This is a genomic window from Paenibacillus sp. FSL H3-0469 (assembly GCF_038051945.1).
Classification (GTDB): domain Bacteria; phylum Bacillota; class Bacilli; order Paenibacillales; family Paenibacillaceae; genus Paenibacillus_AQ.
The window spans coordinates 1,765,815-1,786,535 of sequence record NZ_CP150302.1; the positions used below are offsets into that span (position 1 = coordinate 1,765,815).

The 20,721-nt window shown below is 53.6% G+C and carries 14 protein-coding genes, 1 pseudogene and 2 riboswitches; of the genes and pseudogenes, 3 read left to right on the plus strand and 12 right to left on the minus strand.

The features are described 5' to 3' along the window. Positions 1-38: 38 nt before the first annotated feature. The 6 genes from ribE (NSS83_RS07855) to NSS83_RS07880 form a co-directional block, all read right to left on the minus strand. The gene (gene ribE / locus NSS83_RS07855; RefSeq protein WP_036727378.1) at positions 39-506 is read right to left on the minus strand and encodes a 6,7-dimethyl-8-ribityllumazine synthase; all 468 of its coding nucleotides are present in this window, start codon (positions 504-506) and stop codon (positions 39-41) included. A gap of 42 nt (positions 507-548) precedes the next feature. Then, entirely contained in the window at positions 549-1,802 is a 1,254-nt protein-coding gene (locus NSS83_RS07860) for a bifunctional 3,4-dihydroxy-2-butanone-4-phosphate synthase/GTP cyclohydrolase II (RefSeq protein WP_341184929.1), read from the minus strand. Positions 1,803-1,864: 62 nt separating this feature from the next. Next, positions 1,865-2,533, minus strand: a complete 669-nt coding sequence (gene ribE, locus NSS83_RS07865) for a riboflavin synthase (RefSeq protein ID WP_340939598.1) — start codon at positions 2,531-2,533, stop codon at positions 1,865-1,867. Between the two features lie 26 nt (positions 2,534-2,559). Beyond that, a complete protein-coding gene (ribD, locus tag NSS83_RS07870; protein WP_341184928.1) occupies positions 2,560-3,666 on the minus strand; it encodes a bifunctional diaminohydroxyphosphoribosylaminopyrimidine deaminase/5-amino-6-(5-phosphoribosylamino)uracil reductase RibD in 1,107 nt (368 codons plus the stop codon). 223 nt (positions 3,667-3,889) lie between these two features. Further along, a riboswitch (FMN riboswitch) is annotated at positions 3,890-4,063 on the minus strand. A 117-nt stretch (positions 4,064-4,180) separates the two neighbouring features. Then, positions 4,181-4,582, minus strand: a complete 402-nt coding sequence (mscL, locus tag NSS83_RS07875) for a large conductance mechanosensitive channel protein MscL (protein ID WP_341184927.1) — start codon at positions 4,580-4,582, stop codon at positions 4,181-4,183. A gap of 706 nt (positions 4,583-5,288) precedes the next feature. After that, positions 5,289-8,816 carry a collagen binding domain-containing protein gene (locus NSS83_RS07880; RefSeq protein WP_341347996.1) on the minus strand — a complete coding sequence of 1,176 codons (3,528 nt, stop codon included), beginning with the start codon at positions 8,814-8,816 and terminating at the stop codon, positions 5,289-5,291. A 281-nt stretch (positions 8,817-9,097) separates the two neighbouring features. On the opposite strand from NSS83_RS07880, the gene NSS83_RS07885 reads away from it, so the two are divergent. After that, the gene (locus NSS83_RS07885) at positions 9,098-9,859 is read left to right on the plus strand and encodes a TIGR02206 family membrane protein (RefSeq protein WP_341184925.1); all 762 of its coding nucleotides are present in this window, start codon (positions 9,098-9,100) and stop codon (positions 9,857-9,859) included. A gap of 301 nt (positions 9,860-10,160) precedes the next feature. Here the strand turns inward: NSS83_RS07885 and NSS83_RS07890 are convergent, their stop codons facing one another. The 5 genes and pseudogenes from NSS83_RS07890 to NSS83_RS07910 all read right to left on the minus strand — a co-directional run bounded on the left by NSS83_RS07890 (position 10,161) and on the right by NSS83_RS07910 (position 16,078). Beyond that, complete coding sequence (locus NSS83_RS07890) at positions 10,161-10,592, minus strand: peptidylprolyl isomerase (protein WP_036727386.1); 432 nt, start codon at positions 10,590-10,592, stop codon at positions 10,161-10,163. Positions 10,593-10,717: 125 nt separating this feature from the next. Continuing rightward, a complete protein-coding gene (gene lysA, locus NSS83_RS07895) occupies positions 10,718-12,052 on the minus strand; it encodes a diaminopimelate decarboxylase (RefSeq protein WP_341184924.1) in 1,335 nt (444 codons plus the stop codon). A 192-nt stretch (positions 12,053-12,244) separates the two neighbouring features. Then, positions 12,245-13,789, minus strand: a pseudogene (locus NSS83_RS07900) (spore germination protein); the annotation flags it as partial. Positions 13,790-14,990: 1,201 nt separating this feature from the next. Continuing rightward, on the minus strand, positions 14,991-15,416 hold the full coding sequence (locus NSS83_RS07905) for a stage V sporulation protein AB (RefSeq protein WP_339249408.1): 426 nt from the start codon (positions 15,414-15,416) through the stop codon (positions 14,991-14,993). Then, on the minus strand, positions 15,413-16,078 hold the full coding sequence (locus NSS83_RS07910; RefSeq protein ID WP_341184923.1) for a stage V sporulation protein AA: 666 nt from the start codon (positions 16,076-16,078) through the stop codon (positions 15,413-15,415). Before NSS83_RS07910 ends, NSS83_RS07905 begins: the two co-directional genes overlap by 4 nt. 188 nt (positions 16,079-16,266) lie before the next feature. On the opposite strand from NSS83_RS07910, the gene NSS83_RS07915 reads away from it, so the two are divergent. Continuing rightward, positions 16,267-17,424, plus strand: a complete 1,158-nt coding sequence (locus NSS83_RS07915) for a hypothetical protein (RefSeq protein WP_341184922.1) — start codon at positions 16,267-16,269, stop codon at positions 17,422-17,424. A gap of 147 nt (positions 17,425-17,571) precedes the next feature. Here the strand turns inward: NSS83_RS07915 and NSS83_RS07920 are convergent, their stop codons facing one another. Further along, positions 17,572-18,534, minus strand: a complete 963-nt coding sequence (locus NSS83_RS07920) for a DMT family transporter (RefSeq protein ID WP_341184921.1) — start codon at positions 18,532-18,534, stop codon at positions 17,572-17,574. A 127-nt stretch (positions 18,535-18,661) separates the two neighbouring features. Then, positions 18,662-18,810, minus strand: a riboswitch (FMN riboswitch). Positions 18,811-19,046: 236 nt separating this feature from the next. Here NSS83_RS07920 and NSS83_RS07925 point away from each other — a divergent pair. Further along, positions 19,047-20,225, plus strand: a complete 1,179-nt coding sequence (locus NSS83_RS07925) for a substrate-binding domain-containing protein (protein ID WP_341347997.1) — start codon at positions 19,047-19,049, stop codon at positions 20,223-20,225. Positions 20,226-20,721: the final 496 nt, after the last annotated feature.

Consider the following 20,721-nt stretch of genomic DNA (forward strand, 5'->3'; position numbering starts at 1 on the left):
AAATAAGCACGATTTACGCTCTTTCGTCAAGAGGTGGTTTATTTGAACAGCTTATTCAGGTTAGCCATCTCAATCGCGGCAGTCGCTGCATCCCAGCCTTTATTGCCGGCTTTAGTCCCGGAACGCTCAATGGCCTGTTCAATATTCTCCGTTGTAACCACACCGAAAATAGTAGGAACACCGGTCTTAAGATTAATCGCTGCTACACCCTTAGCCACCTCGTTGCACACATAATCATAGTGCGTTGTAGATCCGCGAATGACTGTGCCCAGCGTGATGACGGCGTCGTATTTGCCGCTTTCGGCCATTTTCTGGGCGATCAGCGGAATTTCGAATACGCCCGGTACCCAGGCCACATCCACTTCATCATCGGCAACGCCATGGCGCTTGAAGGCATCAAGTGCCCCGGAGAGCAGCTTGCTGGTAATGAACTCATTGAAACGTCCTACAACCACCCCATATTTCAAGCCCTCAGATACTAAATGTCCTTCAAAATAATTCGGCATGCTACTCATCAACCCTTCGTGTATAGGATAGGTAATCTATGATTAAATTTTGGTATTCTCATTCTGTTCGATCTTGTCAAAATTCAGCAGATGCCCAAGCTTCGCCTGCTTGGTATGAAGATAATTGGTATTGTCCTTATTCTCCGGCATCTGGATCGCTACGCGCTCCACCACCTCAAGTCCGTAGCCTTCCAGCCCCTTGATCTTGCGCGGATTGTTGGTCAGCAGCCGGATCTGGCGGATGCCGAGATCCTTAAGTATCTGTGCCCCGATACCATAATCCCGCAGATCCGCCGCGAAGCCCAGCTTCAGGTTGGCATCCACAGTATCCAGCCCTTCTTCCTGCAGCTTATAGGCGCGCAGCTTGTTAATCAAGCCAATGCCCCGGCCCTCCTGACGCATATAGAGGAGAACGCCCCGGCCGGCTTCTTCAATCTGGCGCAGCGCCGCTTCGAACTGCGGACCGCAGTCGCAGCGGTGCGAATGGAACACATCGCCGGTCAGGCACTCGGAATGCACACGCACGAGCACCGGCTCATCCCCGGAGATATCGCCTTTAACCAGGGCAACATGCTCCTTGTCGTCTACCTCATTCGTATAAGCGATGGTCTGAAAATCACCGAAATCCGTCGGCAGATTCACCGCTACCTCACGGGTAACCAGATGCTCCTTCTCATTACGGTAGTGAATAAGGTCCTTGATGCTGATCAGCTTAAGATCATGCTTCTTCGAGATTTCAATCAAATCAGGCAGGCGGGCCATAGTACCATCCACCTTCACCACTTCACAGATGACGCCTGCCGGGTAAGCCCCGCACATGCGGGCCAGATCGACAGCAGCCTCCGTATGCCCGGAACGCCGCAGGACTCCGCCCTTCTTGGCGATCAGCGGGAACATATGCCCCGGTCTGCGGAAGTCGGCCGGCTTGGCCTTGGGGTCCAGCATGGCCTTTATCGTCTGGGAGCGTTCACCGGCCGAGATGCCGGTCGTCGTATCCGCGTGGTCAATGGATACCGTGAACGCCGTACCATGGTTATCGGTATTCTGGGATACCATCGGGTGCAGGTCCAGCTCCTCTGCACGCTCCGCTGTGATCGGTACGCAGACCAGGCCGCGTCCTTCGGTAATCATGAAGTTAATGACTTCCGGAGTAGCCCGTTCCGCCAGAGCAACGAAGTCTCCCTCATTCTCGCGGTCCTCATCATCTACAACGATAACGACCTTACCGCGCATTAAGTCATAAATCGCATCTTCAATCGGGTCTAGAACACTGTCTTTATCAGCTTGCTGGCTCATACTACTGTCCTCCTAATGGCTATGCGCTTGCCTGACGGCCTGCCGCATGCCTGATCTATAGATTATACGAACCCGTTGGCCGCCAAAAAATCATGGCTGATCTTCGAGCTTCCTCCATCCTCTTCATTGCCCGCGCGCGAACCGTAATGGAGCAGATGGTCCACGTATTTACCGAGCACATCACATTCGATATTCACCCGGTCTCCCGCCCGCTTGTGGGCCAGCACCGTCTCTCCCAGCGTGTGCGGGATAATCGATACGGTGAAGGTTGCGGCTTCCGTCTTCACAACCGTAAGGCTGATGCCGTCTATCGTAATGGAGCCTTTGGGAATGATGAATTTGAACAGAGATTTGCGGTCCGGGGCAATCTCGAACACTACTGCATTCTGATCGCGCCTGACGCTGCGAATCTCACCGGTTCCATCCACATGTCCTTGGACAATATGCCCTCCGAAGCGTCCTCCGGCAGCCATGGCGCGTTCCAGATTCATTTTGGACCCGGTGCGCAGCTCCTTGAGCGTACTGTTGCGGTAGGTCTCGGGCATCACGTCAACGGTGAAATGATGGTCCCCGAGCGAGGTTGCCGTGAGACAGACTCCATTGACCGCCACACTGTCGCCGATCTTGAGATCTCCCATGATGAGCGAGGCGCCGATGTTCAGCACCATCATTTCCCCGCCGCTGGTAACGCTGCGCAGAACTCCTACCTCTTCAATCAAACCGGTAAACATACCATCCCTCCTCCCTGAATGTTCGGTTAATGCTGAGGAACCGGGGTGCCGCTGATACACACATTATCCCCGAGCACTTCCACTTCCAATCCTTCAAGCTGGATGGCATCACGCATCAGCTCCACACCCCCGAAGTCGAAGGTCCCCGCTGCTTCCGCGCCGCCGCCGACAATCTTGGGCGCGAAGAAGAGGACCACCCGGTCAACCAATCCTTCCGCAAGCATCGCTCCATTCAGCGTCCCGCCGCCTTCCAGCAGAATAGACCCAATCTCCATTTCACCGAGCGCAGCCATAGCGGCCTTCAGATCCACACGGGGACCAGTCCCGGCAGCAATTACCTGTACCCCTGCAGCCAGCAGCGCCGCTCTGCGGTCAGGATCGGCTGCTTCTGTCGTTACGACCACCGTAGGCGCGAGTCCATCCTTGACCACCGCGCTCTCCAGCGGAAGACGCAGCGAGGAGTCAATGATAATCCGCAGCGGATTCCGCCCGGGCACATTCAGTCTGGTCGTCAGCGAAGGGTTATCGGCAATCACCGTATTCACCCCGACCATAATCCCCTGATGGCGATGACGCAGGGTATGTACAATCTCCCGTGCCTCAGCATTCGAGATCCACTTACTGTCTCCGGTCCGGGTGGCGATTTTGCCGTCCAATGTGCTGGCGCTCTTGAGAGTTACGAACGGCTGCTTCGTCAAAATATACTTGATGAACTTCTCGTTCAGCCGCAGCGCCCGGCCCCGCAGCAGACCTACTTCAACATCAATTCCCTGCTCGCGCAGCATCGCAATCCCCCGGCCTGCCACCTGAGGATTGGGGTCCTCACAGGCGACAACTACTCTGGCCACCCCTTCGTCGATCAGACGCTGGCTGCATGGAGGCGTAATGCCGTAATGACTGCAAGGCTCCAGCGTAACGTAGGCTGTACTGCCTTGCGCTTTACCGGCTGCCATATTGAGCGCATGCACCTCGGCGTGTCCGGTCCCGCGCTGCAGATGCGTTCCAATCCCAATCATAGCGCCGTCCTTCACGACTACGCAGCCGACCACAGGATTAATTCCGGTCTGTCCCTGTGCCCGCTCCGCCATATCCAGCGCAAGGGACATGTAAAACTCATCATTCATCTTATCCATGTCTTGCCTCCTATCCCAAGGCTGTATTCTTCATGTGTACCAAACCATAAACAGAAAAACCCGTCTCAATCTCCAGGAGGAGTTCAAGACGGGATATACGAGAGGTGATCGCAGCAAAGAATATATGCGTAAATAAACGCCGGACCTCCATCATTGTGAAAGTTCGCACATAATATCCGAAAACACTGCTGCTCGGCCGCCTGTTGTAAGCACGGCGCGTGAATCTCTCCTTCTTCCATCCAGACTATACTGTCGGTCCCGGAATTACACCGGGTCCACCGTCCGTAGCAATATCATACGAAGCGGGTAGCGGACTAAGCATCAGAAGCGGCAATTATAAGCCAGTTCCAACAGCATCACCGCCGGTAGGGAATCACACCCTGCCCTGAAGGATTGATCTATTCAGTTCAATACCAAGTTACGCCTACAACAAAATTATCACTTCACTGCCGGAAATGCAAGTGTGCTTCGGAAATTTACTATATTTATGTAACCTAATTCCCTATCATACCTGTCAAATGCCTGTCTCACGCTGCTTGTCCGCTCTCAGCAGATCACGGATTTCCGTCAGCAGGACCACATCCGGTGCCGGAGCAGGTGTCTCCACAACCTCAACCTTGACGGTCTCCTTACGTCTGAACCGGGTACTCAGCTTCACCACCATGAAGATGGAGAAGGAAATAATGAAAAAGTCGACTACGGTCTGGAGGAACATACCATATTTCACCGCAACATCTCCTATGCCAAAGCTAAGTTCCTTCAGATCAATACCACCGCTGATCAGACCGATAAGCGGCATAATGATATCTCCCACCAGCGAGGTAACAATTTTGCCGAATGCCGCTCCAATGATTACGGCCACCGCCAGATCTAGTACATTGCCTTTCATAGCGAAGCTTTTGAATTCCTTCCACATGACGAACCATCCCTCCGAAACTTTGAATTTGAAATTATTATAGCATTTATAGCAACACGTATAGCAACAGGCAGGCAGAAAAATATATAAGTGGAGTAAGATTAACGTATGCACTTGGATGGACGCTCCGCAAACGGACCGTTGTTCCAATCGCTGTGGTCTCCAGATTTTTTTCATTCCCCTGAGCGGTGAAAATCCGGAGACCAAGGCGACCGCTGCCGCTTTTACACAATCGGTCCGTCCGCTCCACTGTTTAAGCGGGATGCAAAATACTTAATATTCTAAAAAGCTCAAAGCCCATTAACCTCAAAAGAGCGATCTTAGTACGCTCAAATTTAGCATGGTCCAACTGACTCTGAATTAACGGAATGCAGCCCACATGAGCGAATGAGGTGCGAAAGTACACCTGAATTCATCAGAAGTGAGCAAAACGAGCGAATGAAGTGCATAAGTACCCCTGAATTCCCACGAATTGAGCAAAACGAGCGAATGAGGTGCATAAGTACACCTGAATTCATCAGAAGTGAGCAAAACGAGCAAATGTAGTTTATAACCAGAAGCACAAAGGAGCGTTTCTCCAATAAGGGAGAAACGCTCCTTTTTTCATATTCAGCTTCGAAGAAGATATAGGTTTTGTTGCCACTTATGGAATATTTACTTTTGGCACAGCTCCTGCTGTGACCCTATCCTGCTGCTCTAATTCAGCCTAATCCTGCTTGCGTGTTCTGCGGAATACCCGGCTGAGGATAAAGCCGCCCAGAATGAGGCCTGCACCCGTCAGGTAGATCGGCAGCGGGCTGTTCTCTCCGGTCTGCGGCAGTCTGCCGCTGCCGTCATTCGTACCCGAGACCGTCCCCTGCGGAACCGCATTGTCTTCAATATCCACTTCCGGATTGCCCAGCGGGATATTATCGTCGATTGGCGTCACCACTTCAGGCGCTGCCGGTCCTGGAGTCACAGTTGGTACCGGTGCAGATGGCTGCGGCGTTCCCGGCAAGCCTGGTCCTGCAGGAATCTGCGAATCATCGATAATAACTCCCGGTTCGAATGTGCCGGCTGGTGTTGGTGCCGGAGTAAATACCGGTCCTCCACCAGGCGATGTCGGAACAGGTGTAGCCTCTGGCCCCGTAGAATCTGTAGGCGCTGGCGATGGCACTGTAGTCGGAACTGTAGTCTCTACAGGTGTCTCGGTTGGCACCGGAGTTACAGTCGGCGTTGGTGTTACTGTCGGCGTTGGTGTTACTGTCGGCGTTGGTGTCACTGTCGGCGTTGGCTGCTCCTCCAGCTTATTATACAGGGTAAGATTCAGTACGGCCGATGAGCCGATCGTCACCGGATGCTCCGTGGAATCAAGCACATAGCCTTGCGGTGCAACCGTTTCAATCAGGACATAGCTGCCCAGCCACAGATTGTTGAACGCGGCGATGCCTGCTGCATCTGTGGTGCGGGTATTCACCAGCACCCGGTCGCTTCCGTTCAGGCGGTATAGCTCATAGGTAGCTCCCGCAAGCGGTTTGGCAACATTACCTGCTTCCAGCTTGAAGACATTAAGCGTCCCTCTGACGCCGCTGCCTGTTCCCGAACCGCTGGATACTCCCACGATAATCTCCTTGGTTGTTTCCTTGGTGATAAGCTTAACGTTATTACCGCTGAAGCTTACAGAGTTGACCAGCTTATCACCAGTGTTCGCAACGATCAGCGACTGATATTCCAGCACATAAGCGGAATGGATATCACCAGGGAAGCTTAAGACGAAGGACTGCCTGCCCTGTGCATCGGCGCTGATCGTTAAGGTGTAATCCGTATCCTTCTGAAGTGCAGGTCCGCTCTTCGTCACTTCGCCGTTCACGGCCGTAACCGTACGATAGAGCTGGAAGCTGTCCGGCAGCAGGATCTGATTCGTGCTTGGCACATCGGTGATTACGGCATCTTTTACATGGGACTGGGTACGGTTGATCGCAATGGTCCAGTTCAGCTTATCTCCATTCTGCGCACCGTCTTTGAACACATATTCGTCCCCATGCGGGATATCTACCGTAGCCTTCAAATCCTTGGAGACCTTCTTAGTGCCATCCAGCAGATTCGCTGTATTGGCTACCTTAGTTCCAATTAGCTGTCCGGCCAGGCTGGTCTTGAACACGATATAATAAGGCGAATTAATCGCTTTGCCAAAATCAACCCTCAGCTCATTGCCGCTTCCCACGCTATAGCTGAACTCATTGCCGTCCACCTCAGCGCCAGGACTATGGTCCCCATTCTTGGCAATATTCATTTTGTATACCTTAAGTGAGCCAGGCACCAGGGACTGTCCGTCACCCAGTACATCCGTCACAACAGGATCGGCAATGGATTTGCTGTTGTAATTAACGCCTACGGTCCAGGTCAGCTCTTTGGCAGAAGCATCATAGGCTCCCGATTTGAACCCGTTGTTCTTCACCTCGGAATTGGGAATGAACTTCCCGCTGGCTTCGGTCCACTGTGGCTTGTTCTGGCTGTCCTTCCAGTCAATCCGGGCCACGTTGATGAAATCATTCGTATTGCCGGTAAGCCAGTCATTGCTGAATTCCGTCTGATAACTAATGGTATAAGTACCTGTAACCGGTGCATTAAACTTCACCTGGAAGCCTTTATTAGGCTGAGCCGGTGAATCCACAAGCAGGGTATAAGCCGATGAAGGGATCACTGTGCCGGATAGAGTACGGACCACCAGAGAACCTGAGATGTATTTCTGTCCTCCCTGCGGGAAGCTGTCTGTAACTACCACTTCGTTCATTGGGTAATTGTCACCATTGAACGTGATTTTCCAGTCGGTCGTATGCTTGTTGTAATCCACCCCGGACAGATTCTTATAGATAATAATGGGCCGGATCAGTTGAGTAGCGTTGCTGCTATAGGTACTGTCAGAGACAGTGTTCGTGATCTTCGTATCTTTGAACACGCGGTCTGCAGCTTTGGTCGTATATTCGATCAGATAAGCCGATTTCACTGTATGCTTGAACTCCAGTCTGAATCCGTTGCCGGATTCGCTGCTGACTGGCGTTACTGTGTAATCACTGCCTGCATTAAGAGCCGTACCCTTAGTAGCTTCTCCGGCTGCATTCAGAGTAACCGGATAGATCCGCACCGAGTTCTCCAGGAGCACCTGGGAGCTGTTGAACACATCCGTCAACACCGCGTTCTCCGGGGAGACCGTCCGGTTATTGTAGTTGTATTCGATGGCCCAGTTGATGGTCTGGGTGCCCCAGTCATAACGGACGGCTTTTTTGTTAAGGCTGCCTCCGCGTTCAATGTCCACGGTATCCGAAGCGCTTACCGGGTCACGTCCATCTCCTGTGAAGGTTGCCGTGTTGGTGAAGCTGGACAAGTTGTCGCTTACTACCTGCGTGGTATAAGTGATACGATATGCCCCTGTTATCACAGGGTCTGTGAACTGAAGCTTCAGCGTCCCGCCGGAGACGCCGGCAGTATATTTGCTGCTGTCTATCAGCTGCCCTTGCGTAACTGTGCCGTCTAGCTGAACATTCAGCTGATAGACGGCAAGCGTAACCGTACTGTCCAGTGCCAGCCCGGCAGGAATCGGGTCGGTCACAGCCGCGCCGCTTACCGGCTCCAGTCTTTTGTTCACATCAACAGTCCAATCAATATGATCCGCGTTGAAGCCGCTGGAGATTCCCTTCTTGGTAATTGTCGAGCCTACAGTAGGCTTGAATGATACCGTAACCGTCTGGACACCCCCGTTCACCGGGAACAGAATCTGCTGGACGGTGCTGCCGCTGATCACTTTTTTGTCAAATTGGGTATTAATACGTAAGGTTCCCTGCACATTGGCATGACTCTCGATATAATCGTTGAACGTCATCACTACCTGATGCGTAGCCTGGCTCACTGTGAAGGTGCCTACCGCCCCGTCGTCCGATTCCAGTCCGCCCTGAATGTCATTGAAGAGCTGGAACTGCTCGGGAAGCTGGAAGGTGAAGCTGTCTCCCTGGCTATAGCCGTGGCCGTTAGGAAGCGACCAGGTATAGTCCAGCTTAACGGTCGAATCCACATCATACACACTGCCTGTCACCGTCTGTCCATCCGGACCATATACCGCCATGGATACACTGGTAATAATGTCCCGGTCCTGCTCAATAGCCGCCGCTGTTGCCTGTTTGGTGAAGCCCAGCCCTGAGACCAATTGCACAACCAACATGACCAGGACCACTGCCAGGCTTGTTCTTTTTTTCACCATTTCCCATAAGCCCCCGTTCTTTCAATTGAATGATTTGAAACATACCTGCTAAAAAGATGGCTGCTGAACGCACCGGTAAGGACACACTCCACCTGAAGTTTCGTTATGTATACGGGCTAAGAGTCCATCTTATGTAAATAAACTAGTAAACCTGACTTTTCTGCCCACAACAGACGATATATACTTATATCACCTAAGAGTAGAACTTTAGAATCAGAAATGGTTAAAATTAAAGAAAATATTATGCAACTCTTAATTCCGGACTCAAGGAGAGATTCCAAGTGAACCGAACTTTATTCTGGGACCGTGCCCGTGACAGCGATTTCGTCATGCTATCCGTCTCCCATCTCGTTGCCCTGGCTATTATTTCCTTATGCTGCTTGGCGCTCTTTGGTTCCCGCTTCGCCCTGCGCAGCCGGTCCGGCTTGCGGTTAGGTATACGCCTGCTGCTGATCCTGCTGCTGGCTGCTTCCGAGGGCGGCCTGCATGTCTGGTATCTGTCCCATCACAGCTGGAGCCGCAGTACATCCCTGCCGCTGGAACTATGCGGAATTACCCTGCTCCTGTCGATCGTGATGCTGCTAACGAGCAGCAGACTGCTGTACAGCTTTCTGTATTTTGCCGGAATCGGAGGTGCATTCATCGCCCTGCTTACGCCTAATCTGGTCTATCCGTTTCCTCATTTCCGCTTCCTGCTCTTCTTCATCGCCCACGGGTCGATCATACTTGCGTCTCTGTACATGACCTGGGTCGAAGGATATAAGCCCACCTGGCGCTCGCTGTTCTTCACCATGCTCTGCCTGAACCTTGTCGCTGCTTGTGTATACGCCGCCAATGTACTGCTGGACTCCAACTATATGTTCCTGATGCACAAGCCCAGCACGTTCTCGGTACTGGACTATTTCGGCCCTTATCCCTACTATCTGCTGGTTGAAGAAGGCTTTGCCTTCGTCATCTTCCTCCTGATGTTCCTGCTCTTCTTCAAGCTGCCGGAGCTGTACATGGCCCGCCGCGCCGCAGCCAGCCGGAAACTTGGCCGGTAAATGCAGAGGGGGAGATTCAGGGGCATTAGTGCCCTTCATTTCTGCCTCGCGCCGATTTTCTGCGGATTCAGGGGCACTTGTGTCCCTCATTTCTGCCTCGAGCCGATTTTCTGCAAGTTCAGGAGCATGTTAGTTAGACAAACGTATTTTGTTTCGGATGTTTTGAAGCTTTCTAGGAAATCCAACTGCTATGTTCAATTCCCCGCACGGCAAAAAGCACCCGGCTGGATAACCCAGCCGGGTGCTTCGGCGATGCCATAAAGAGGAGATCCTCCCCTATAGCATCTATGGAGTGCTTGTATTAAGCTTCTACAATTTCAACGGTCGTCATCTTGTCGCGGCCTTTGAAAGCGTCAACCAGATCCATGCCTTCAACCACTTTGCCGAATACTGTGTGTACTCCGTCCAGGTGCGGCTGTGGAGCATAAGCGATATAGAACTGGCTTCCGCCTGTGTTCTTGCCGGCATGGGCCATAGCCAGGGAGCCGCGCTCGTGCTTGTTCGGGTTGATCTCGCAGTTGATGGTGTATCCAGGACCGCCGGTGCCTGTACCGTTAGGGCAGCCGCCTTGTGCTACGAAGCCTGGAATCACGCGGTGGAACAACAATCCGTTGTAGAAGCCGTCTTTAGCCAGCTTCTCAAAGTTTGCTACTGTATTAGGCGCATCCTGATCGAACAAGTCGATCAGCACAACACCGCCGTTTTCGAGTGTAATTTTCGCTTGCTTAGCCATATGTAAATGACCCCTTTCGAAATGACAAATGTAGAACACGTTTATTAGTTTACTATGAAACGGGGCACAAAGCAAAGCAAGCGGGAAGTCTTCCCGCCTGCCGCTATAGCACAACCCGTATAGTCTTATTTCGTAACGGCCTGTTTGGCAATCCGTGCAGGCACGATATCATTGGCAACAATGTCCTGATGGGACTCACGGCGTACTACCAGATCGCTCTGCCCGTTCTGCACGAATACCACCGCCGGACGGCGGATACGGTTGTAGTTGCTGGCCATGGAGTAATTGTAAGCACCAGTGCAGGCCACAGCCAGCAGATCGCCGCTCTCCACCTTAGGCAGCTCAACGTCCCAGATCAGCATATCGCCGCTCTCGCAGCATTTGCCGGCGATGGATACCTTCTCCACGTTAGGCTCAGTCGCACGGCTTGCCAGCAGCGCTTCGTACTTGGATTCATACAGGGCCGGACGCGGATTATCGGTCATGCCGCCGTCAACGGCTACGTATTTGCGCACACCCGGAATCTCCTTGCTGGTTCCAACTGTGTACAGGGTCGTACCGGCATCCCCTACGATGCTGCGGCCCGGCTCCACCCAGATCTGCGGCAGTGAATCGTTAATGCCGGTGAAGTGGGTCTTCACAGCATCTGTGATGGCTGCGACATATTCGGATACCTGCAGCGGCGTATCGCCGTCCACATAACGGATTCCGAAGCCTCCGCCCAGGTTGACTACAGGGAAGCTGATTCCCAGCTCTTCCTTGACGGCACGGGTGAACTCAGCGATACGTTCAACAGCAAGCTGGAAGCCTTCGGTCTCAAAAATCTGCGACCCGATATGCGAATGCACCCCGAGCAGATTCAGATTAGTTAGGCTGTCAGCCAGGCTAACCGCTTCACGGGCCGAACCGTTGCCGATATCGAAGCCGAATTTGGAGTCGGTCTGTCCTGTGGAAGCGTAGGCATGATGGGCATGGGCTTCCACCCCGGGCGTCACGCGCAGCAGAATATTAACCGTCACTTCTCTGCGGGCGGCAATGGACTGAAGCAGGCGGAGCTCCACCAGATTATCGGCGACAAAGCAGCCAATCCCAGCATCGATCGCCATCTCAATCTCATCCGGTGTCTTATTATTGCCGTGGAAATGAATGCGTTCCGCCGGGAAACCGGCTTGCAGCGCAGTATACAGCTCTCCATCGGAGACCACATCCAGCGACAATCCTTCCTCATCCGCAAGCCGGCACATCGCCATCGTCGAGAACGCCTTGCTGGCATAAGCCACCTGGAACCCGAGACCGGAAGCTGTGAATGCCTCCATGTACTCGCGGCAGCGGCGGCGGACCAATTGCTCGTCCACTATATATAGCGGTGTTCCATATTCCGCCTTCAATTCGGTTACATCACATCCGCCGATCTCCAAATGCCCTGCATCATTGATTCGGCTCGTCCCGTGTAAAAACATTGCGCAGTCCTCCAATTTCTGTGGAATCATCCGATCCACCCTGTCTAGTATATGATTTGGGGCCCCGATGCGTTCCTGTAAAAGATGCTCAGAATACAAATCCGGCTTATTGCGGGGCTATTCAGTATACTCAGTATAACAGACAGAGGGAACACCGTTGAATGGACTTTTTTGCAGTTGATTTGTATTTTCCTACGACTTGCGCGGGGCGTCCTTATTCTCAGGCATCCTGGTGTTATCTCTTGTTTTGTTGAAGGATGGCCTTGTTTTGGAGCTGAGCACCGGCTGACGCAGAAGGATCTCCGCCATAGCTTTTGCATTAAATGGTATAAACGGCCACATGTATGGAGAGTTATACGAACGGTGTGTGGTTAGCAGCACCACCAGCAGTGTCGTCCCGATCATGAAGCCGGGGATGCCATAAGCAGCTACCGCCAGCAGCAGTGCAAGCCGGACAATCCGGTTAGCCAGCCCCAGCTCGTAGCTCGGCGTTGCAAACATCCCGATAGAGGCCACCGCCATATAGAGCACCACTTCATTGACAAAAAGCCCGGTCTGTACGGCGATATCACCGACCAGAATGGCAGCGATCAGCCCCATCGCGGAGCCGAGCGGGGTCGGTGTATGCACCGCAGCCATCCGCAGCAGGTCCACCCCCAGCTCAACGATCAGAAACTGGGCAATAAGCGGGAGATTGGCTGATTTTTGCGGACCGATGAAATCCAGCATGCCGGGCTTCAGCTCCGGATGAAGCACCATCAGCATCCACAGCGGGAGCAGGAACATCGACGCAAAGATCCCGATGAAGCGGACCCAGCGCAGATAGCTCCCCATAAAAGGGGTCTGGCGGTTCTCTTCCGCATGCTGGCAAAGATCAAAAAACGTCGTCGGCAGCACCATGACACTCGGTGAGGTATCGACAAAAACAACGACCCGGCCCTCCAGCAGATGAGAGGCAACAATATCCGGCCGTTCCGAATAACGGACCAGCGGATAGGGGTTCCAACCGCCGCCGACAATAGCCTCCTCCAGCTGCTTGTCTGCCAGGGGAATGCCGTCGAGATTGACGCTTTTCAGCTTGTCGGTAACAGCCTGCACCTGGGTCTTATCCACGATGTCATCAATGTAGGCCAGACAGACATCCGTCCGGGTCCGCCGTCCGATCTGGTGCATCTCCAGCTTCAGCCCCGGGTCGCGGATACGCCTTCTCACCAGGGCCACATTGCTCAGCAGCGTCTCTGTGAAGCCGTCGCGCGCTCCGCGGACCACCCGCTCAATCGACGGTTCATCCGGGCTTCGGGAAGGGTACGAACGGGTATCCATGATGATAGCCTGTGATTCCCCTTCAATGAAGAACGCACTCATGCCGGATAACACTTTGTTGATGCTCTCGCTGAACAGCTCGCCTTTCTCCACCTGAACATGGGGAATATATTCACTCATGAAGCTGGCGACGACATCGGTCGATACATTTTCAGGGGTCAGATAGGTCAGGCGCTTCAGAATTTCATCGATAATCGTATCCTTGGCGAAGCCGCTGATGCAGAGCAGTGCTGCGCGTTTTCCGCCGAAGGACATTTCCCTGAACACAATATCGAAGGATGAGCCCAGCCCAAGCACCTCGGTCAGTGTATTCTTGGCATCCGCAAGTGATTGCGGGATCTTGTCATTGCCTTGCCAATACGTAATCGACTGCTCCAGGGAGTCAGAGCGTTCATTGTCCCTTTTTTGCTGCATGGGGTCCTTGGGCTTGCTTGCAGAATCCGCTCCCTGACCGGCTTTGGCCTTCTTGGGGGCGGACTGCTTAGGTGCGGACTGCTTCGGCTGCTGTGGCTGACCAGCTTCCTGACTGTCCTCCTGATCCTCAGACTCTTCATCATCTCCAAATAATCTGGCAAAAAAGCCTTTATGGCTCTTATCCGGCGTCTGCGCCCCCAGTTCGTCCGAGGTTTCCATGTCCTGTGACTTGTCTCTGCCGTCCTCATGGGCTCCATCTTCCAGGCCGGAATCCGCACCTGAATGTTCCGTCACTGAATGTTCCGTCCCTGCCTGCGCAGCTTCTGACTGCTCGGTTGTACCGGCTCCTTCAGCATCCGCTGATTCCGGGCCTGCAAAACCGGCGGAGGCAGAATCTCCGGCAAAATGCGCGTCCTGCTGCGAATGGTCATTTGTTTGGTCAGTTGCCTGGTCTCCCTTCCCGGATTCCGCAGACGCTTCCTCCGGCTGACCGGACTTACCCAGTTCATCCGCAGCTTCCATCTCCTGATTCGGTCCATCCGTATTGCCGGAGCCGTCCCCGGCCTGCTCCTCCGGCCCGGCATCGTCGCCGAACAGACTGCTGAAGAACCCTTTGATCCCTCCGCCGGACGATTCCTGATCGTCTCCGTCCCCGGATGCGGGATCGTCCTCGGTGCGGGACTCATCATCTGTAGCCGCAGCACTCTGAGCGCCCTCAGCCACACTTTCTCCAGACGCAGCATCTTTCCCGCTAACAGCCCCAGTGTCTCCAGGTGCAGCATTCTTATCACCGCTTGCTTCATTATCCCCAGACACAGCACTCTGACCGCCGTCATCCTCACCTTCTCCAGCTGCTGCGTTCTTACCGCCGCTATCCTCCCCGCCGGTATTGGACGGAGCATCCAGGCCCGAAGGGCTCTCCTTCCCGCCCTCAATCGGGCGTGTCACCGCGCCCAGCTCCGCTGACGCCTCCAGCTCCTGCCCCTTGCTACTCTGGGACGCAGGCGCTTGCTCTTCCTGCTCTGGCGACTGCTGCCCCGTCACCGCGCCCAGCTCCTGACCCTTGCTACTCTGGGACGCTGCCGGTTGCTCTGCTTGCTCCGGTGACTTCTGCTCCGTGCTCTGCTCCGCAGAACGGTCTTTCTTTTTATCCGTCTCTACCGGATCACCGCTGTGAATATATCTCACTCCCTAGCCCCCTTTACTGTTGATAGACAAACCAGTCGAACAACGAGCCCGCCACCTTGCCGCATACCATCGCCATTAAGAGACCAAGCAGCAGATGGGTCATATGCAGACGTTTGGCCAGGATCGGCAGGACATTGAGCACCTCAGTCAGTGCCGCGGCCAGCATGCCGATGAATATGCCGTTGAACAGGCCGACCCCCAGCTCAATTAGCGGACCGGCCGCCATTTTCCAGTTCCAGAAGTCACTCACCGTCCCCAGCAGGGAACCGCCGACCATCGCTCCCTCATACCAGTGAACCTTGTCATAGGAGGAGGTGAGCTGTGCCAGCCGGGGAATGATATCCAGCACTACGAATAGCGCAATCACCCCGCCTCCCACCGCGATTCCCCCGGCAATCCCGAGCAGCAGATGAAGTCCGAGCGACAACGGTGCCGTCATGCGCCCCCCTCCCGGCTGCCGGGTGCCTCGTCACTGCGGCGTTTCATTTTGCGGTACTCCTCGTTGATTACATATTGATCGATATTCTTCTGATACAGGAACATTTCCACCTCAAGGGGAGTCGGCTCCTCATTCCATTTCTTTTTGAACAAATGATTGAAAAAAATGACCATCCCAAGCCCGATGCCCAGCGAATAGGCAATCTGAAACAGATAAGGATGCTCGTCCCTGCGGCCGGTCAGCATCTCCACAATCCGGATCTGTACCTCCAGCATGCTGACATCGGCATGGAAATTCATAATCGTCAGCGCCGAGCCGAAGAACAGCAGCAGCCAGACCAGCACGAACAGGGCTATAGAAGGTTTAGCAGCCGTAGAGGGACCTTCAATCTGTACAATGGTGCGGCCTTCGCCAATCGGTTGGATCTCCGCATCAGGGTACACTTCCTGAATCCGGGGAATGACGGTCAGCAGATCAACCAGAATCAGATTGCCGTCACTCTCCTTCGGCTGAAGCACAAGCAGTGTATACAGCGGCTCCCGCCACTCTTGATCAGTGATCAGATAAGCGACATCGCGCAGCAGCACCCCCTTGCCCTTGGGCACCGTCACCCGGTTCTTAAGCTGGATATAGACGGCTGGAGCCGGGGAATCAGTGTTCATCTGCGGGGCCTCCTTAAGCTCAGGTGTGAAGCTGTCCTACGGCAAGAATAAGGGTAGTATGGGAAAAAAGGCTTATTTTTACTCTTCCCCTCTGTAATTCATCGTGATTAAGCAGGACCAGCGAAACTTTTCCTGCCTCAGGGCCGTCTATAGTTACAGTTATTTACACAGAAGGGATGGAAGTTCATATGAGAAAAGCACTGCACCACTCCTTACGGATGGTTCTCTCTGCATCAATGCTTCTGGCATTCGCAGCACCGCTCACAGCACATGCAGCCGAGAAGATCGAGGTATACGATTCCTATACCAGCAAAAGCTCCAACGTACAGCTATATTCTGTGAGCCAATTGGACGGGAACCAGTTCATCAATGCCGTCATTGCCCGGCAGCCGGACGGAACGTATGCCAAATGGCCGGAGGCCTTTCAACATTTCTGGAAGTATGACAGCGGGAACTTACAGTTGACGGGGATGGATGATCCGGAGCAAGCCTATGTATACGATACGCAGAGCCAGTCCATTGTACGCAAAAGTGAATACTCCTTCTCCCCTGACGGCCGCTGGGGTGTTCTTGAGCGTTCCCGTTATGAACGGCAGCCGGAGGGCTATGTCGCCAAATTTGGTGATCAGTATCTGAGAAACTCGGCGACCGGCAAGGTCTCCGTCTATTATTCTACTCAGTGGTACTACAGTGCACGGTGGATCAACCAGCATACGCTGCTTGAGAGCGGATATAATGAGACTGCCAAACAGAATGTGATCAGTACGTACGATCCGTCCACCGGGAAGCGGCAGGAGCTGCTGAAAGGGACCTTGAACAACTTGAACCTGTCGAAGGGACTGCTGCAATATGTCAAAAACGAGCCTAAGCGCCTCCCATGGATCTATAATCTGAAGGACGGATCGTCACGGCTGGTCAAGGACACCCGCGAGCTTGAAGCCTTGTTCCCTGCTCCTCCTTCCTCCAGACCCGAAGTTGCTTTTCCTAAAGATATGCTGCTGAAAGACTTGCCTGTCACGGACATGCCGATCACCTTAGCCTATGAACACAACCTGAATCTGGACGGAAAAAGTGTCGATGTATCCACCGTATTCACTAAGGGCGGACAAGAGTGGATACCGGTGAAGCCGCTTGCTGCGGCACTCGGCTGGAAGGTCGAAGTCATGAACCTTAGCGCAACCGGCGACCCTTCTGCGGCTTATATCTATAAAATCACAAACGGCAGCAATCACACGGTTCTTACACCTGTTAACAGCTTCAATTCGGCAAGCCGGCTGTATATCGCACCAGCGCAGCTTAAGGAGCTTGGGTACAAGAGCATCAAGATCACTCCATATCTGAAATAAAATCACTCCAGCGGCGGCACTCTTGCCTTGCGTCTGCAATACAACAAAGAGGATGTTCCCGGACGGCGCGGCCGTGTAGGAACATCCTCTTTGACTATGATGCGCTGGGTCCTGGGGTATGTCCCCTCAGACTGTAGCGCTATGAAGTTAATTCTGTTTGGCCGGCTGCAGCTGATCCCGCTGCTGACTGGAGATGAAGAAGAGTGCCGTCCAGATCAGCGCGAAGCCGACAATCTGCGGCAGGGTTACAAGCTGCTGATAGACCACCCAGTTAATCAAAATCCCTGTCATCGGGAAGCTGAGTTCGGCCAGTGTCGCTACCGAAGCTTTGGTCGTATTCAGTCCCTTGTAATAGAGCAGCATGCTGAGCAGTCCGGGGAGCAACGCCTGCAGCAGCAGGTTAACGGCAACTGCCGCCGAGCCGCTGACTCCGCCGCTCATCTGCCACGGGGCGCCTTCCATGCTTGTAATTACGAACAGCAGCGGGAGCGCCAGAATGAAGCGCAGTGAGGTTACGGTCTCATATTTCATCGAGCCCAGCAGATAGCGGCCCATAACTGTAGATCCGCCCCACAAAGCTGCAGCACCCAGCGCCATCAGGCTTCCTACACCCATGAAGCTGTTCACATGGCCGAAGGGAATCGTCCAGCCGAAGGTCAGCAGGTACGTTCCGGCCAGGGCAACGATAAGCAGCGGTGCGAAATGGCGCGGCAGGCGTTCTTTTAGAATAACAGCAGCAAGACCAATGGCGAACAAAGGCTGAAGCTTCTGGAGCAGCAGCACGGCATTGAAGTCTCCGCTGGATAGAGCTTTGGTGAACAGAATGGTCGCTACGGCTGAGCCGCCCCACGATACCACTAGCAGCGCTGCGGCCTGACGCAGACGTACACCCTTCAGCTCTGCGCGGTTACGCCACATTACCGGAGCGGCCACCAGGAAGAGCACAACATGCTCAAGCAGTACAATCTGGGAGGAAGTCAGGGATTTCAGCAGGATAATGCGGAACAGCGGGTCAACTCCCCATAAGGCCGCCCCCAGAACCACCAGCCAGAATCCGCTGCGCACCGGTGCGGTACGCACGCCTTGGGATGAAGCAGTTACATTACTCATCTTTCATTCTCCTTGTCGATACAAACCCTCGATAGAGACCAAAAACCCCCGAGTCTCCTGTGAACAGGACAAACATCGGGGGTTGTTATCAATAAAGACATACGGAATAGACCCGCCGCCTTTATCTTATGATCCTCTCCCATCCGGACTTTACCGTCGGCTCTGGATTGTCACCAGATCAGTCGCTTCCTCTTGTGAAAAGAGTAACGAGTCGCGGGCTTAGTTCTCACGAACATCACCGCCGGTCAGGAATTTCACCTTACCCCGAGAATCTTGTATTCTGTTATTATTTTCACAATCCCAGAATACCTCTGATTTTTGATTTCGTCCAGCTTTTTATGAAAATAATCATTATATTTCATTCAATAATCATTCAACCTAACATTACATTCTGCTAATTCAATTTGCGGGCCGCATCCAGGTTCTGGTTCGTTTGGCAGAAACGGCAGTGTGCGCTACACTATAGTATGAACATTGATCATCCCTAATATAGAGATTTTATGGAGGTTATCATGAAAAGAAGTATTCCGACCAATCTGCTGTATTCCATCCTAGCTCTGGCCGGCCTTGCCATCCTCGGCTTCATAGCTTATGTTATCGCCGCTTTTACAGGAGGAATGCTCTTCTATGGTCCGCTGGCCCTCGTGGTCGCTTCAGGGCTGTCTGTATTCTCCGTGCTCAGCATCTTTGGCCTGTTCAGCAGCAAGGTACGGCGGATGCTCCTGGCCGTTTTTGCCGGAATCTGTGTGCTGGCAGCCGCAGGCCATGAGATCAGACAAGCGTATGTGAACAGCCTGGCAGAAGTCAGAGAACCAGAGGTGAACCTGTACCAATACGCCCCCTTTGAGGCCAATACCAAAGCTGCTTCTCTAGATCATAAGGCATCCTATCAGCTTACGGAGCAAATGCCCCGTCTGGATGGCGCAACGGCACTGTATCCGCTATATTCCGCTTTTGTCCAGGCCGTGTATCCGCAGGATACCTATAACTCCAGCATTGAGCTGACCGGAAATGATCTCGTCCTGTGCACCAGCACTTCCGAGGCTTACAAGCGTCTGATCGCCGGGAATGCTGACATTATATTTGCCGCAGCCCCTTCGCTGGCCCAGACGAAGCAGGCGAAGCTGGCGGGCCGGGAGCTGAAGCTCACTCCGATCGGGCGCGAAGCGTTCGTCTTCTTCGTCAACAAGCGCAATCCGGTGGACAGCTTAACGGTAGATCAGATTAAGGATATCTATTCCGGCACGGTTACGAACTGGAAGGAGGTCGGCGGCAAGAAGGCGTCCATCCGGGCTTTTCAGCGGGAAGAGAACAGCGGCAGCCAGACCAAGCTGCAAAAAATCATGGAGGACCGCCAGCTGATGGCTCCCCCCAAGGAGAATGTGGCAGACGTCATGAGCGGCATTATCAGCCTGACCGCCAGCTACCGCAACTTCAATAACGCACTTGGATTCAGCTTCCTGTTCTACGCCTCACAGATGAATGCCAGCGATGAGATCAAGCTGCTGGCCATCGATCAGGTACCGCCTTCCAAGGAGACCATCCGCAGCGGCGATTACCCGCTCGCCGTCGAATTCTACGCCGTAACGGCCGGCAGCACCAACCCGAACATCGATCCGTTCCTGGACTGGATTCTGTCCGCCGAGGGCCAGGAGCTGGTTGAGAAGACCGGCTACACGCCGGTGAAATAAGCAGAACACCAGCATCCTAGCGGGGTAAGGGGATGCTGGTGCCTCATCGCTTTCTGATGGCATAATATACAGCCCGCACACCACCGCGTCCGTCCATTGTAATCGGTTTTTCGATTACATTCCCCCAACACACCCCGCGCCTGCCCATTGTAATCGGTTTTCCGATTACATTTGGCCACACACCGCCGCGCCTGCCCATTGTAATCGGTTTTCCGATTACATTTGGCCACACACCGCCGCGCCTGCCCATTGTAATCGGTTTTCCGATTACATTTGGCCAACACACCCTGCGCTCGCCCATTGTAATCGGTTTTCCGATTACATTTGGCCCACACATCCTGCGCTCGCCCATTGTAATCGGTTTTCCGATTACATTCCCCCAACACACCCCGCGCCTGCCCATTGTATTCGCTTTTTCGCGTACATTCTAAAGTGTTCTCCCACTCATTCTGGCGCTCAGCCCAACTCTGGCCAATCTGAGAGTTTTATCTCTCAC